Origin of the sequence: Acinetobacter indicus CIP 110367 (genome assembly GCF_000488255.1) — a bacterium.
GTDB classification, from domain to species: domain Bacteria; phylum Pseudomonadota; class Gammaproteobacteria; order Pseudomonadales; family Moraxellaceae; genus Acinetobacter; species Acinetobacter indicus.
This window is the reverse complement of the sequence record NZ_KI530754.1, coordinates 295933-311668: the sequence shown is the minus strand read 5'-3', so window position 1 is coordinate 311668 and position 15736 is coordinate 295933. Positions and strand designations below refer to the sequence as shown.

Here is a 15736-nt window from a genome sequence, read left to right as displayed (position 1 = left end):
TCATCTTGCTTTGTTTTAATGACTACATCGAAACGAACAACACTGAATGAGGAAAGACAGATGAACCTATTTTCAAAAGCACTTTTAACTGCAGGTCTAGTGGGCGCAACTACATTTGCTGTTGCAGATACCGCAGTGAACCAGTCTGCACTGGCGCAAGCAACCACGGTGAAACAGGCGTTAACCATGAAAGATGACAGCAATGTTCAGCTGAAAGGTTATATCGTAAAAGCCATTGGTGATGAAAAATACCAGTTCCGCGACAGCACTGGCACCATCACAGTAGATATTGATGATGACCTGTGGAATGGTAAAGCGATTTCTGCCAAAACTCCAGTGGTGATTACCGGTGAAGTGGACATCGATTATAAACCATCTAAACGTGTTGAAATTGATGTCGAGCAGGTTCGTTTCTAAGCCGACCTTTTAATCAGATTGATTGCAGCTCCACGCAAAACCACATGCTCCATGCATGTGGTTTTTTTGAATCTTGTGAAAAATCAGGCATGATGTAAAAAAAGGCTAGAGTAGAACCAATGCGTATTTTACTGGCAGAAGATGACGCCTCTCAGGCAGAAAGTATTAAAACCTGGCTGGAAATGGACGGTTATAACGTCGATTGGGTCGAGCGTGGCAATCATGCCATTTTGGCCATTGAGCAGCATCACTATGATTGTGTGCTGCTGGATCGTGGCCTGCCGGGCAATACCGGCGATGAAATTCTGACCGCTTTGCGCCGTAAACAGTTGGATACCCCGGTGATTTTTATTACCGCCAAAGACAGCATTCAGGACCGGGTCGATGGACTGGATTTAGGCGCCAATGACTATCTGGTCAAGCCTTTTAGTCTGGAAGAACTGTCAGCACGGGTGCGCAGCCAGTTACGTACCCGGCAGACCCAGCCCGATCATCAGATCCGTTTTGCCAATTTGCTGTTAGATACTCAAGCCAAAACCTTAACCCAAGATGGCCACGCGGTGAATTTAACCGCCAAGGAATTCCAGATTCTGTATAAATTAATGCAAAAGCCCGAGCATATCGTAACCCGGGAACAGCTGGAAGAATCGCTGTATGCCTGGGGTGATGAAATTGAAAGCAATGCCATTGAAGTGTTTATTTATCAACTGCGTAAAAAAATTGGCAGCCATTTAATTAAAACCATTCGCGGTTTGGGCTATCGCATGCAGCAGGAACAGGCGTAAATGAAGCAAACGGGTGCGGTTTCTTTACAGAAAACCCTAGTTAAAACCTCGGTACTGAGTTCCATGATTGCCGGCCTGCTGGCACTGGTGCTGCTGTTTGCCGTGTCAATTTATCAGACCATGCAGCTGCAAGATGAAATCATGGATGAAGCGGCCGATATGCTGTTATTGCAGGATATTAGCAGTGGCGCCGGCGAGCAGGTCGATGAACTCACTGAACAGTTCAAGATGCATTATCAGCTGCGACTGGGCCAGCAGACCTTGACCGAAACAGAAGATTTTCCCTTAGCACCAGCTACGATCACACAGCAGGAAGAGGGATTTTCCTTTGTCTGGGCGAATCAGCGTTTATGGCGCGTTTATGTGGCCAGTGATGATGACTTAAGCGTATTGATGACCCAGAAAATGAATGTCCGTTTTCAGGAAATCTGGGCCACCGGTCTGGGCTATGCCGCGATTTTAATTTTACTGTGGCTGATTCAATGGGGCATTGTGCATTTTGCCATTCATAAACAGTTCCGCTCTTTACAGGCCTTATCTGCGCAAATTGCGCAAAAGCATGTGCAGGATCTGAGTCCGGTGCAAAGCACCCAGCCAGAATTGCTGGAATTACAGCCGATGGTGCAGCAGTTAAACCGTTTGCTTAGCCGGCTGGAACATTCTTTAGAAGCCGAGCAGCGTTTTACTTCTGACGCCTCACATGAACTGCGTTCGCCGCTTTCTGCCATTCAAATGCGCTTGCAGGTGTTAAAACGCAAATATCAGGATCAGCCGCAATTAGCGGAAGATCTGGCCCAGATTCAGCGCGATGTCAACCGCGGCACTCAGGTACTGGAGAATCTGCTGTTACTGGCGCGTTTAGACCCGGCACATCTGCAAGACTTGCCTATAACCGAGGTTGATTTACAAAAGCTGGTGCTGGATGTGCTCGAGGCCTTGGCACCGTTTAGTCTGGAAAAACAGATTAAACCGCGCTTGCAGCTACAACCGGCGATCATTCAGGCCAATCCGGAATTGCTATATACCTGTATCCGTAACCTGATCGACAATGCCATCCGCTATGCCACGCAACAGGGTGAGGTGGTGGTCAGTATCAATGGTGATGCTGAACAGGTGCAGCTGTGTATTGAAAATAATGGTCAACAGATCAGTGATGAGGTGTTACAACGTCTGGGTGAGCGTTTTTATCGGGCGCTGGGCACACAAACCCAAGGCAGTGGTCTTGGTATTTCGATCTGTAAAAAGATTATCAGCCTGCATCAGGGCCAATTGCAGTTTAGCCGTTCAGCTTTAGGCGGTTTACTGGTGGAACTGAGTTTGCCCGGTGTGAAGCAAAAATAACAAAATCGAAAATAACAACATTGAGTTCAATCTTGAGATACGCATGGGCAGTTAAAAAGCAGTATGCGCTGATTCATACTGCTGCTTCCCACGATTATTATTATTCAGATGTTGTTCTTATTTGGTGAGAATAAGGCGATTATTACGGGTAAGGCGTAGGCGGTATTCTTCTCCGGCATGCATGATGCGAATTTCACGACCGAGAGCAAACAGGTTATTAGAATGTAACATTGGTAAGGCATGCTGTTGATCTGCATTACGGCTAAACAGGCTAAATGGTGCGTTCATTCCTTCGACTCCGTGGTGTATGTTGAACGATATAAATGATAATCATTATCAAATATATCTGTCAACGCTTGATTTGGGGAATTTATAAAAAGTATAAATTTGCTTACACTTGCTCATATTTCAAAAACAGGACGTTTCATGTCAAAGCCACATCTACATATCGCGATTGGGATTTTATTGCATCAGACCCAGGTCTTGGTCGGCTGGCGCGAAGCCAAACAGCATCAGGGCAATAAGCACGAATTTCCCGGCGGCAAGGTAGAGCAGCATGAAACGCCAGTGCAGGCCTGTCGCCGTGAAGTGCGCGAAGAAGTAGGCATTGACCTGATCCAGTGGCATGAGTTTGATTTTATCCGGCATGAATATGAAGATGTGATTGTCAATTTGCATGTGTTCCATGCCTTTGTGCCGGCGGCGTTGCTCTCAGACATCCAGCAACCGTGGACCTGGTATAAACGGCAGGATTTAGCCCGTTTAAATTTTCCGCAAGCCAACCAGCGTATGCTGCAACGCCTCTACTGGCCTGAATGTATCAAAATTAGTGAAGACTTAAACTGTCTGGATACCCCGGATACCCAGCAACTACTGTATTGGCGAGTTGCGCCGGCACCGGAACGCAGTATTGAGCTGGCCGAGCAGAATATTGGCTGTTTAAAATCATTAATTGTTAATCTGGAGCTGTGGAAGCAGCTGAATAGCGTGCAGCAGGTCTCGGTCGCTGCCATCCATTTAAAGCAGCAACAATGTATGCAATTGCACAAGGGCAGCCTGCAGGCTGGTCAGCGTTATATTGCTGCCTGTCATGATCTGGAATCGTTACAACATGCGCAGAATATTGGCTGTGATGCTGCAATTTTAAGTCCGGTGCTGCCAACAGCCAGCCATCCGGATACTCCGGCATTAGGCTGGGCACAATTTCAGAACTGGGCCAAACAGGTCGATATTCCGGTGTTTGCCTTAGGCGGGATGCATCGGCAGGACTTGGCGCAGGCCCAGCAACACCATGCCTATGGTATTGCCGGGATCCGCTTTATGGATGCGTTGGATAGCGCTTCAGCCTAAAGTTGTTTCAGCGCTTGCTGTGCCTGTTGCACGCTACGGCTATTGTTTTGTAGCTGGCCGGCTTTTTGAATAATCAGCCATAATTGGCGTTTCATCGCCGGTGTTTGTGCATAGCTCAGACCACGGCGGGCCAGGGCTTCTGCATTTTTCGGCTGTTTTTTCTGGTTCGCCACCAGCCCTAAATACATATAGGTTTCAGCCGATTGCGGTGCCAGACGCTGTGCCTGTAAGGCGGCAGCTTCGGCACGCGCCCATTGTCCCTGACGATAAGCCGTCTGGGTCTGCTGCATCAGTTTCTTAAACGCTGGTAAAGAGCGGCCATCTTCAAAACGCTGCTGTACTTTTTGTTCAGGAACCACGACCTGTAATTTCTTGCGCTGAATTTCTTCCTGTTCATAAGGATGAATCACCACGCCGGTGGGTGTGCGAATGGTTTTTCGTTCAGTCGTTTTTTCTTGGTCCGGTTGCGGTGCCGGCTTGGATTCCGGCAGGCTTTGACAGCCCACCAGTCCAGCCAGTCCCATCCCCAAGATCAGATATTTCAAGGTCATTTAATTAAGGGTCCACTTATTGCGTATAACTGCCGCTTGAAATGATGCGTGCATCATTTTCGGAAAGTTGTCTTTCCATCTCGGCTTCACTTTCCTGGATATAATTCTCGATACTGTCACTGCTTTCAGGTACAGCTTGGTAATATTCGGTATCCGGATTGTAAACCGGCTCAACCTGATAATGCGGTAAACCACAGGCGGTGGCCTGACGCGGCACATGATTGCGATAAATCGGAATATACATCGCACCAGCACAGCCTTGAGCCGACAAGTGACCAGAGTCACGGTCAATCCAGTGCCACTGTACGCTGTCCGGCTGGCGTAGATTCACCGGCTTCTGGCGCAGCTGACGCATCACATTGCTCCACACCGGCAGGGCACCCGATGAACCTGTCAAACCGGTGACTTTGTTATCATCCAGCCCTAACCAGACCACGCTTAAATAGTTACCCGAATAACCGGCAAACCAGGAGTCGCGGGTATCATTGGTGGTGCCCGATTTACCGGCCAGTTTTAAATCGCTGGACAGGCTGTTATAGGCTGCACGTCCGGTTCCTGCACTCATTACCTGTTGCAGGCCATAATTCAGCATATAGGCCGCAGACGGTTCAATGGTCTGCTGTACTGACAGGCCATAACGCTCGAGCAGACGACCATTAGAATCGACCACCGCGCGAATGGCTTTGGTTGGATACTGGAACCCACCGGTGGCAAAGTTGCCATAAATATTCATCACCTGCATAGGTGATAAATCGACCGCGCCTAGATAAATGGACGGATACTGTGGAATATTTTCGCTGCTGACACCAAATTTAATCAGATGGTTGCGGAAGGTTGATAGACCAAATTCCTGACCTAAACGTACCGCCGACAGGTTATAGGAATTGGCCAGTGCTTGCGCCATCGGGACTACGCCATGTTCGCTGCCGCTGTAATTACGTGGTGTCCAGGACTTGCCGGCAGATGGAATACTGATTTCGGTATCCTGTACCGGACTGGCCCAGTTATAGCGACCCGATTCCAGCGCGCTTAAATAGATGACTGGCTTCAATAGCGAGCCGACCTGACGTTTGGCATCCAGCGCACGGTTAAAGCCGGTAAAGTCTTGGGTAGAGCCGACTGCAGCCACCAGTTCACCATTTTCAGGATGGGACACCAGCACCGCACCTTGCAAATCTTTTAAACGGCGCGGATTGGCATTGGCCAGACGGTTTACTGATTCTTTAAATGCACTTTGTACCTTGGTCTGTGCAATTGGGTCTAAAGTGGTAAAAATCCGTAGTCCCTGATTGGTCAGATCACCTTCTTGATATTCAGCACGTAACTGACGGCGCACAATGTCCAGAAAATCTGGGAAGCGGGCAGGGCCCATGGTCGGTTTGGCAATCACATTTAACGGACGCGCGGTTTCGGTTTCATACTGTTCCTGAGTTAGATAACCCATCACCAGCATATTGTTCAATACAATATTGCGGCGTTTTTCGGCCGCTTCCGGATTACGCCATGGATTATATAAAGACGGTCCCTGCACCAGACCAACCAGAAAAGCCTGCTGGGAAATATTCAGTTCGCGTAGCGGCAGACCAAAATAGAACTGTGAGGCCAGGCCATAACCATTAATAGAATAGTTGCCGTTTTGACCCAGGTTCACTTCATTTAAATAGGCTTCCAGAATTTCATCTTTGTCATAATGCAGCTCAATCAGCATCGCCATCAGTGCTTCATTGGCTTTACGCTTTAATGTACGTTCCGGGGTCAGATAAAAGTTTTTCACCAGTTGCTGGGTCAGGGTCGAACCGCCCTGACGTTTCCCGCCGGTAATATTGCTGACAATGGCACGCGCAGTCCCGCGAATCGACACGCCATGATGCAGATAGAAATTACGGTCTTCGGTGGCAATTAAGGCTTCAATTAACGGTTTTGGCACCCGGTTCAGTTTAATCAGCACCCGGTCTTCATTGTGCTGCGGATAAATCCCGCCAATCAGCATGGGCTCTAAACGGGCAATACCGGTGGTCGATGGTTTGGTCGCACTGACTTCAGCAATCTGGTTATTGGCAAAGCTGACTTTGAGTACCTGTTCCGGTTCAACACTTTCACCAAAATCGAAGCCGCGGGTATGTACAAACAAGGTGTCGCCCGCATCGACATAGCTGCCGGTTTTGTTATAGCTTTCTGCGCTTTTATAGCCTAAAAGTTTTAATTCCTGCACGAAATCGGCTTTATTGAGCGGTGCATTGGTATAGATTTCCAGCGGACGAGCAAAGACCTTGGCTGGAATGTCCCAGCGCTGTCCTTCAAATTTATCTCTAACAATATTATCTAATCGAATCAGGTAGATACTTAATGCCAGAAATGCCCCAATCACCAGTATACAAAATAGAAGTGCAATAATACCTATGCCACGTTCAGACTTCATAAATCGCAATAAAACCCTAAGAAATTAGGCTAATCATGCGAAGCTTTTACATAATTTGCAATATTTAATCTGTGAATGAAGCGGCCAATCGAGGAGAAAAAACGGTTGGATTCAGATTTCTAAAGTTTTTTTAAAACATTCGGGTTAGTGCTATTATAGTCAACGGATCGTAGCGGAGCGATGTCGTAGGTGCAAATTTCACACAAGAACTTTCGTAATATCGGATTGATTGGACGTCCTGGCAAAACTTCGGTCGTAGAAACGCTCAGTTTAATTCATGATCATCTGCTGAATTTAGGCCTGCATCCGGTATTCGATGCAGAAACAGCAGAACTGGTCCCTTATCCGAATACCCAAACCGTCAGCCGCGCCTTACTGGGCGAAGTGGTTGATCTGGTGATTGTGGTCGGCGGTGATGGCTCGTTGCTGCATGCAGCGCGCGCACTGGTCAAATACAATACGCCGGTCATCGGGGTAAACCGTGGCCGTTTAGGTTTCCTGACCGACATTAAACCCACGGAAGTCATCTTCAAGCTGGATCAGGTGTTAAAAGGCGAGTTTCAGCTGGACCGCCGTTTCCTGCTGGAAATGGAAGTGCGCTCCAAAGGTGAAGTCATTTATGAAGCAGTGGCTTTAAATGATGTGGTGCTGCATTCCGGTAAATCGGTACACATGATTGATTTTGACCTGAATATTGATGGTCAGTATGTTTATCGTCAGCACAGTGATGGTTTAATTGTATCTACGCCTACTGGTTCTACCGCCTATGCCTTGTCTGGTGGTGGCCCGATTGTGCATCCGAGTATGGATGCGATTGTGCTGGTACCGATGCATCCGCATACCTTGTCTTCACGCCCGATTGTGGTGGGGGGACAAAGCGAAATTAAAATCCAGATTCGTGAAAACCGTGTCTTGCCAATGGTCAGTGCCGATGGTCAGCACAGTGTTTCACTCAGTGTCGGGGACAGTTTGCATATCCGCAAGCATCCCTATAAGTTAAACCTACTTCATCCACCGGGTTATGATTTCTATATGGCATGTCGTACCAAGCTCGGCTGGAACCAAGATTTTGATTCTTTGCAACAGCAGGATTTATGATGAATATTGAACAGATGCTGGCCGTACTCAATCCTGAAATTGTTGGTCGTCTAAAAACCGCGGTAGAGATTGGTAAATGGCCGAATGGTGTGGCGTTGACCAAAGAGCAGCGCGAAATTTGTATGCAGGCCGTGTATGCCTGGGAAATCCAGCATTTACCGGAAACTGAACGTAGCGGTTATATCGACCGTGGCACCAAGGAAGAAGGTGAACAATGTGATGATGATCATCACAAAAATGAAGATTTCCAGCCGATCAAGTTTATTTAAACTTTAAGGAAACGGATTCATGCAAAAAAGGTAAGCCGCGGCTTACCTTTTTTATTGGCAGTCTTTTGTGGCTTAAGCATTTAAACGCGCAGCCCAGAATTGCTGTGCTTTGTCCATGGCTGCTGCAAAACTGTCGCAGACGCCCATGGTATACAGCGCGATGCCCATGGTTTCCACCACCGCCACTTCACCATAGTCATGCGATTGCTGGCCTTCCCAGACGGCTTTAAATACCGCCAGGTCCAGTTCTTCTTCAATCGGGCTGCGGTTGTCGGTCAGCTTTGGCAATTCATGTTCATACAGCTCGCCGTTACGGATACCACAAATTAAGGTTTTGGCATCCGGATTCCGTTCAAACTCGCCGCCTTCACCTTTAATCACCGCACTGTTCAGATAGCCCAGTTTAAACGCCGACTGTTGATGGGAACTGCGATAGGCCGGATGGAAAATGGCCTGTACCGTGGCTTTGGCATTAAAGGGGTTAATCAGCCGGGCAAGAGTATGAATAGGTGAACGCAGGCCCATTACATTCCGTAGCGCAATCAAATCGGCCAGCACCGGAGAAATCACGTCTAAAGGCAGATAGGCAAAATGACGCTGCTGTAATTGCTGTTCGACTTCCGTATCTGACTGGCAGATTGGATAGCCTAAGTATTCCAGCACCTGTTCGGTATAGACCCGGTTAATGGTATGCCCGGCAGCGCCGTGCATGACAATATTAAAACCCTGTTTGGCCAGAGTCAGCGCGGCCAGTAAAAACCACGGATAATGTTTGCGCTTCCCGGCATAGGAGGACCAGTCCAGATCTACATCTAAAGCTTTAAACTGCAACTGGTCACGGGTGGCCTGAACAAAGCCGGCCAGTTCATCGACCGATTCTTCCTTGACCCGCAGCAGCATCAAAAAAGCACCGAGCTGAACATCGAGTACTTCCTGTTTCAGGATCATGGAAAAGGCCTGATAGGCTTCTTCATAGGTGAGGGAACGTGCACCATTTTTGCCTTTTCCCACAATACGCACGTACTGGGCAAAAGGATGTTCAACGTCTTTATAAATGTTTCTTTTCGTGCTCATGTAACTGCCTGAATCTCAAATAAATGGCGCCGGTCGCTTCCCACAATATACACATGTTTGCGGTTTTTTAAAAACCGTATGCTTTGCTCGGATTTAGACTAATGTCTAAGCTGTTTCTGCTTTAAAGTTGGCCAGTTCTCGCTGTTTTTAGCAGCACTACATTTGAATTTTAGGTAAAATTAGCAGCGTTTTATATTGTTTTTTATTTTTACTCATCTCCTGTTCTAAAAGCCGCTTTTGCGTTTGAGCCTGTTTATTCTGGCGGCTCAAAGTAAGTCCGACTTTTGCCGATGAAAATAAAGCGTTGAATGTTTTGAGCCATGGCTCAAGGCAGCGTATGCCTGTTGTTTTAAAAACAGGCAGAACAGGTCGTGGGTAAAAAATCAAGGGTATTTGTCCTCTGGACAAGAACAAAAGTAGATCTGTTATGGCCAAACAACCTATTTATAAATCCCTGTACTTTCAGGTGATTATTGCAATTATTGCAGGTATTCTCGTCGGTCATTATTCTCCTAGTGGCACACAAATTATTAATGGCGTGGAACAGTATGTTCCGGGTCTGGGTGAGCAGCTGAAACCCTTAGGTGATGGCTTCATCCGTTTAATCAAAATGATTATTGCGCCGGTGATTTTCTGTACCGTGGTGAGTGGTATCGCCGGTATGGAAAGCATGAAATCGGTGGGTAAAACCGGTGGCGTGGCATTACTGTATTTTGAAATTGTCTCTACCATCGCCCTGATTATTGGTCTGGTGGTGATTAACGTCTGGAAACCAGGCGTTGGCATGAACGTTGATCCAGCTTCATTGGATACCACCGGTATTTCCAAATATGTAGAAACTGGTGAAGCGCAATCTACAGTCGAGTTCCTGTTAAATATCATTCCAAATACCGTGGTCGGTGCCTTTGCCCAGGGTGAAATCCTGCAGGTGCTGATGTTTGCCATCCTGTTTGGTTTTGCTTTACACCGTTTAGGGCCAGCAGGTAAGCCGGTCTTGAAACTGATTGACCAGATTTCGCATGTGTTCTTTAACATTGTGAACATGATCATGAAAGTTGCGCCAATTGGTGCTTTCGGTGCGATGGCCTTTACTATTGGTAAATACGGGATTGGCAGTCTGGCGCAACTGGCGCAGTTAATTATCTGCTTCTACCTGACCTGTGTGCTGTTTATTTTTATCATACTCGGCAGTATTGCGCGCATGACCGGTTTCAGTATCGTAAAAATGATCCGCATGATTCGCGAAGAATTACTGATTGTATTGGGGACCTCATCTTCAGAATCAGTACTACCGCGTATGTTGAAGAAACTGGAAATTGCCGGCTGTGAAAAATCGGTGGTGGGTCTGGTCATTCCAACGGGTTATTCATTTAACCTGGATGGTACCTCGATTTATTTAACCATGGCCGCAATCTTTATTGCTCAGGCCACCAATACACCTTTAGAACTGCATCATCAGATTACTTTATTGCTGGTGCTGTTGATTTCCTCTAAAGGCGCAGCAGGGGTGACCGGTTCAGGCTTTATTGTGATGGCGGCAACACTGGCGGCTGTGGGTCAGATTCCGGTGGCCGGTCTGGCGCTAATTCTGGGTATTGACCGCTTTATGTCTGAAGCACGTGCCTTGACCAATCTGGTGGGTAACTCATTGGCAACCATTGTTGTAGCGAAGTGGGTCGGTCAGCTGGATCAGGAAAAGCTGCAATATGCATTAAATAATCCGGAAGAAATTGACCGCAAGATGGCAGAACAAAACCAGCAATCTGCTTCGGCTTAACAGCAGGGCGGTGACTAAAGGAAGCTTCGGCTTCCTTTTTTATTACTTGGCAGTCAATAAAAAAGCCGGGAAAAGCCATGACAGTACGCTTTAAAATGCATAGCATGGGGCTGAATGTAAAACAAGAATGTATACCTTACAAGGATGGACTATGCTGGCTTATGATGCAGATTTAGAATTATTCCGTGACAACTTCCGCCGCTTTATGAGTGAACAGATTGCCCCGCATTATGAACAGTGGGAACGGGAAGGGATTATGCCGCGCTCGGTCTGGAACCAGCTGGGTGAAAACGGCTTTTTATGTGTAGATGTACCGGAACAGTATGCCGGTTATGGTGTACCGACCCATTATTCGCTGATGCTGGTGGAAGAATCGGCACGTGCCGGTTATAGCGCACTGTCTACCGGTATTTCCTGTCATTCAGAAATTGCTGCACCGTATATTTTAAATATTGGTTCAGAAGAACAGAAACAGTACTGGCTACCCAAAATGGTTAGTGGTGAAGTGGTCGGTGCGATTGGTATGACCGAGCCGGGTGCCGGTTCTGACCTGCAAGCCATGCGCAGTCATGCCATTTTGCAGGATGATCATTATATTTTAAATGGTTCTAAAACCTTTATTTCCAATGGCCAACATGCCGATCTGGTGGTGCTGGCGGTAAAGACCGATCCGCAGGCACGCGCCAAAGGGGTGTCTTTATTGCTGGTCGATACCCATCTGGATGGCTTTAAAAAAGGCACCAACCTCGACAAGATTGGCCTGCACGCTCAGGACACCTCGGAATTGTTCTTTGATAACGTGAAAGTACCCAAAGAACAGTTACTGGGCCAGCCGGGACAGGGCTTTGCCTATTTAATGCAGGAATTGCCACGTGAACGGACCGCGATTGCCGCCACCGCCTTGGGCGCTATCCGCGGTTCGATTGACATCACCACGCAATACGTCCAGGAACGTCAGGCTTTTGGTCAGAAAATTGGCCAGTTCCAGAACAGCCGTTTTGTTTTGGCGCAGACCAAAATTGATGAGCTGGCTACGGCTGCGTTTTATAACCAGAATGTCGAGCTGTATATGCAGGGCAAACTGGATGTCGAAACCGCAGCAGCACTGAAAAGCTTCTCGACCGATATGCAGATGAAAGTGGCCGATCAGCTGCTGCAGCTGTTTGGTGGTTATGGTTATATGACTGAATATCCAATTTCTCGTTTCTTTGTCGATGCCCGTATCCAGCGGATTTATGGCGGCACCAATGAAATTATGAAAGAGATTGTGGCGCGCGGTTTATTGGGCCGTTAAGTCCTGTACATCAGAGCAAATGAAAACACCCGCCCAGCATGGACTGGGCGGGTGTTTTTTGGTGGGTGTGTTTCTGAGACTATTTTAATGCAGGCTGAGCACATGCAGACTTTCCCGAATAAAAATCGGCAAGTCTGCTGGTGAGCGTGAGGAAATATACAGGTTATTGTCATTTACCACCGCTTCATCAAAATACACGGCGCCGGCATCCATCAGTTCCAGCATCACCGGGGCAATGCTGGTCATGCGCCGGCCTTTGACCACGCTGGCATGAATCAGCAGTTGCGGACCATGACAGGTGCTCATAATTGGTTTCTGGGCATTGGCAAAGTTTCGGACAAAATCGACAAAACGTAAATCATCACGCAGTTGTGCCGGAGATTGGCCGCCGGGAATCAGCAGCGCATCAAAATCATGAATGGTCACATCATCTATACTTTGGTCGATGGTTACCGAGCTGCGCCGTTGATAACCATAGATAATATTGCCGGCCTTGTTTTCAACATTTACCACGCTATGCCGCGCTGCACGGAAGGCGTGGATCAATTCTGGATAGTCTGCATCTTCATAATCATGGGTAATCAGCACCGCGATTCTTTTTGACATTATTATTCTCCGAATTGCTTTAAATAAAAGAGTAAAGGGGAAAAAGCAAAATTTCATTGCTGCTTTGTAACCAGTTTTCTTATTTCTTTTTCAAGTTAAAATTTCTGGAATTTTATTCAATATTTATGGGCGTAATTTTCTATGTAAGTAATTATGACGCCTGTTCAGTTTACGCAATAAACTTGCAAAATCCTATCACTATTCATCGAATTCAGATGCAAAAGCTATCGGCTGATTGGAAAAAGACCCTATTTCATCTGCTTAAATTCGCTACACTCTGGATGGAAAAACAGGCAAAGCGTCGTGACTTGTTCAGAATTATTCATGAGCTTTAGCTGCTCAATTGATAAACAGTTTCACAAGTTGCAGAGAGTTTAACCAACTGTTTGTTTTTAAGACTGAATCAATCAAAGTTGTATTGCGCAACATTTGAAAGCTAACTATTGTTATACTGTTTGCATACCGTTTATGAAGGGCGACATAACAATGATCAACGACGATCAAAACACAACGACTTCTCTTGACCTGAACAATATTCGTGAGGAAATTGACTCTGTTGATATGCAGATTCAACAACTGATTAACCGTCGCGCACGATTGGCAGAAGCGGTGGCCAAAGCCAAATTTGCCGCTGAAGAGAATCCGCTGTTTTACCGTCCGGAACGTGAAGCACAAGTTTTACGTAATGTTATGGATCGCAATGAAGGCCCATTGTCGGATCAGACCATGGCGCGTTTATTCCGTGAAATCATGTCGGCCTGTCTGGCACTGGAAGCACCGCAAAGTATTGCCTTCCTGGGGCCTGTTGGGACTTATACCCATTCTGCGGTACTCAAGCATTTCGGTCATGATGCCCTGGTGCGCCCTTTACAAACCATTGATGAAGTCTTCCGTGAAGTGGAAGCGGGTAGTGCGCATTATGGTCTGGTGCCGGTAGAAAACTCCTCTGAAGGAGTGGTGAACCATACCTTAGACTGCTTTAAAACTTCAAATCTGAATGTGATTGGCGAAGTTGAATTGCCGATTCATCATCAGTTCCTGATTTCTGCAAATACCCGTAAAGACAGCATTAAACAGATTTATGCTCACCAGCAAACGCTGGCACAGTGCCGTAAATGGCTAGATGCGCATTATCCTGGGGTGGAGCGTGTGGCTTTAAGTTCCAATGGTGAAGCGGCGCGCCGTATTCGTAATGAATGGCATTCTGCGGCCATTGCTTCTGAAATTGCGGCAACCATTTATGATCTTGAAATCATGCACAGCAATATCGAAGACAACCCGGAAAACACCACGCGCTTCTTGGTGATTGGCCGTGAGAAAGTGCCACAAAGCGGCAATGACAAAACTTCATTGCTGGTGTCTGCACATGACCGTGCCGGTGCCTTGCTGGAAATTCTGGCGCCATTTGCCAAACACAACATTAGTCTAACCAGTATTGAAACCCGTCCGGCTTTACCTGAAAAATGGGCCTATGTGTTCTTTATTGATCTGGAAGGTCATATTGAGCAAGACAATGTTAAAGCTGCGATTGAAGAAATCCGTCCATTGGTGAAAGAAGTCCGTGTACTCGGCTCTTATCCGGCGGCAGTTTTATAAAATTCTCTGGTGGCCGTGTGCGCTGCATGCGGCTGCTTTTCACCTGTAAATCTGGAAGTAAAAAATGTCGTTTGTCCCAGCCAATGAAGGCATCTCTAAGTTAAAGCCATATCAACCAGGTAAGCCGATCAGTGAACTTGAGCGCGAATTGGGTATTACCGATATTGTGAAATTGGCATCCAATGAAAACCCGTTGGGCTGTTCAGACAAAGTCAAAGAGGCTGTGGCTGCCGAGCTGGCAGAAATTGGCCGTTATCCAGATGGTGGTGGTTTTATTTTAAAAGACCAGATTGAAGCGCAGTTTGGTTTTGGTCATGAACGGATTACTTTGGGTAATGGTTCAAATGACCTGCTGGAAATGTTTGCCCGCGCTTTTGTGTCCGAGCAGGACTCAATCGTATATAGCCAGCACGCCTTTGCGGTTTATGCGCTGGTGACTCAGGCCATTAATGCGCAGGCCATTGAAGTGCCAGCCAAAGGTTTTTCACACGATTTAGATGCGATGGCTGCGGCTATTCAGGCCAACACCAAGCTGGTGTTCATTGCCAACCCAAACAACCCGACCGGCACCTGGTTTGAAGAAGCTGAATTTGAAGCCTTCATGCAAAAAGTACCGGCCAATGTAATTGTGGTGCTGGATGAAGCCTATGTGGAATACTTCCCGGAAAACTTCAACAGCCTGAAGTATCTGGATCAGTATCCAAATCTGATTGTTAGCCGTACTTTATCGAAGTGCTATGGTCTGGCAGCGCTACGAGTTGGTTTTGCTCTGGCCTCTGTACAGGTGACTGACTATTTAAACCGTATCCGTCAGCCATTTAACGTGAACCATTTAGCTATGGTGGCAGCTGTAGCAGCGCTGAAAGATGAAGCCTTTATCGAAAAATCACGTGAAGTGAACAAGGCTGGTATGGCGCAGCTGGAAGCGGGCTTTAAGGCACTGGGCCTGAACTATGTGCCTTCACGTGCCAACTTTATTCTGTTTGATGTACAGGCTGATCCGGCACAAACCTTCAATGCCTTGCTCAAAGAAGGCGTGATTGTACGTCCGGTTGGTATTCCAAACCATCTTCGTGTATCGATTGGAACAGAAGCAGAAAATGCCAAATTCCTGACTGCACTGGCGAAGGTGTTAGGTCTGGACGCAAAGGCATAAGCC

16 protein-coding genes are annotated in these 15736 nt (G+C 47.1%); 10 read left to right on the top strand and 6 right to left on the bottom strand.

Annotation, left to right across the window (positions count from 1 at the left end):
- Positions 1-60 precede the first annotated feature (60 nt).
- The 3 genes from P253_RS06220 to P253_RS06210 all read left to right on the top strand — a co-directional run bounded on the left by P253_RS06220 (position 61) and on the right by P253_RS06210 (position 2543).
- Positions 61-417, top strand: a complete 357-nt coding sequence (locus P253_RS06220; RefSeq protein WP_005179042.1) for a NirD/YgiW/YdeI family stress tolerance protein — start codon at positions 61-63, stop codon at positions 415-417.
- Between the two features lie 119 nt (positions 418-536).
- On the top strand, positions 537-1202 hold the full coding sequence (locus P253_RS06215) for a response regulator transcription factor (protein ID WP_016659177.1): 666 nt from the start codon (positions 537-539) through the stop codon (positions 1200-1202).
- Positions 1203-2543, top strand: a complete 1341-nt coding sequence (locus P253_RS06210) for a sensor histidine kinase (protein WP_016659176.1) — start codon at positions 1203-1205, stop codon at positions 2541-2543.
- Positions 2544-2660: 117 nt separating this feature from the next.
- Here the strand turns inward: P253_RS06210 and hemP are convergent, their stop codons facing one another.
- Entirely contained in the window at positions 2661-2831 is a 171-nt protein-coding gene (gene hemP / locus P253_RS06205; protein ID WP_016659175.1) for a hemin uptake protein HemP, read from the bottom strand.
- 138 nt (positions 2832-2969) lie between these two features.
- Between hemP and P253_RS06200 the strand changes: the two genes are divergently transcribed.
- Complete coding sequence (locus P253_RS06200; RefSeq protein WP_016659174.1) at positions 2970-3893, top strand: thiamine phosphate synthase; 924 nt, start codon at positions 2970-2972, stop codon at positions 3891-3893.
- Here the strand turns inward: P253_RS06200 and P253_RS06195 are convergent.
- Both P253_RS06195 and mrcB read right to left on the bottom strand, forming a co-directional pair.
- A complete protein-coding gene (locus tag P253_RS06195) occupies positions 3890-4444 on the bottom strand; it encodes a hypothetical protein (protein ID WP_016659173.1) in 555 nt (184 codons plus the stop codon). The genes P253_RS06200 and P253_RS06195 overlap by 4 nt on opposite strands.
- 16 nt (positions 4445-4460) lie before the next feature.
- The gene (mrcB, locus tag P253_RS06190; protein WP_016659172.1) at positions 4461-6863 is read right to left on the bottom strand and encodes a penicillin-binding protein 1B; all 2403 of its coding nucleotides are present in this window, start codon (positions 6861-6863) and stop codon (positions 4461-4463) included.
- 189 nt (positions 6864-7052) lie between these two features.
- On the opposite strand from mrcB, the gene P253_RS06185 reads away from it, so the two are divergent.
- On the top strand, positions 7053-7961 hold the full coding sequence (locus tag P253_RS06185) for an NAD(+) kinase (RefSeq protein ID WP_005179018.1): 909 nt from the start codon (positions 7053-7055) through the stop codon (positions 7959-7961).
- The gene (locus tag P253_RS06180; protein WP_005179016.1) at positions 7961-8230 is read left to right on the top strand and encodes a YeaC family protein; all 270 of its coding nucleotides are present in this window, start codon (positions 7961-7963) and stop codon (positions 8228-8230) included. The genes P253_RS06185 and P253_RS06180 overlap by 1 nt, the downstream gene beginning before the upstream one ends.
- 72 nt (positions 8231-8302) lie before the next feature.
- Here P253_RS06180 and P253_RS06175 read toward each other — a convergent pair whose 3' ends face one another.
- Positions 8303-9304, bottom strand: coding sequence for a glycosyl transferase family protein (locus P253_RS06175; RefSeq protein ID WP_005179013.1), 1002 nt, complete (start codon positions 9302-9304; stop codon positions 8303-8305).
- Between the two features lie 156 nt (positions 9305-9460).
- Complete coding sequence (locus P253_RS06170) at positions 9461-9691, bottom strand: hypothetical protein (protein ID WP_035363231.1); 231 nt, start codon at positions 9689-9691, stop codon at positions 9461-9463.
- Between the two features lie 40 nt (positions 9692-9731).
- Here P253_RS06170 and P253_RS06165 point away from each other — a divergent pair, with 40 nt between their 5' ends.
- Positions 9732-11081: a dicarboxylate/amino acid:cation symporter gene (locus P253_RS06165; RefSeq protein WP_005179011.1), complete on the top strand. Its 1350-nt coding sequence runs from the start codon at positions 9732-9734 to the stop codon at positions 11079-11081.
- Between the two features lie 151 nt (positions 11082-11232).
- Positions 11233-12375 (top strand): acyl-CoA dehydrogenase family protein, encoded by a 1143-nt coding sequence (locus P253_RS06160; protein WP_016659171.1) that lies wholly within the window; start codon positions 11233-11235, stop codon positions 12373-12375.
- A gap of 84 nt (positions 12376-12459) precedes the next feature.
- On the opposite strand, the gene P253_RS06155 is transcribed toward P253_RS06160, so the two are convergent.
- Positions 12460-12981, bottom strand: coding sequence for a type 1 glutamine amidotransferase domain-containing protein (locus P253_RS06155; protein WP_016659170.1), 522 nt, complete (start codon positions 12979-12981; stop codon positions 12460-12462).
- 486 nt (positions 12982-13467) lie between these two features.
- On the opposite strand from P253_RS06155, the gene pheA reads away from it, so the two are divergent.
- Positions 13468-14577, top strand: a complete 1110-nt coding sequence (gene pheA / locus P253_RS06145; RefSeq protein WP_005179005.1) for a prephenate dehydratase — start codon at positions 13468-13470, stop codon at positions 14575-14577.
- A 64-nt stretch (positions 14578-14641) separates the two neighbouring features.
- On the top strand, positions 14642-15733 hold the full coding sequence (gene hisC / locus P253_RS06140) for a histidinol-phosphate transaminase (protein ID WP_016659169.1): 1092 nt from the start codon (positions 14642-14644) through the stop codon (positions 15731-15733).
- The last annotated feature ends 3 nt before the right edge of the window (positions 15734-15736 follow it).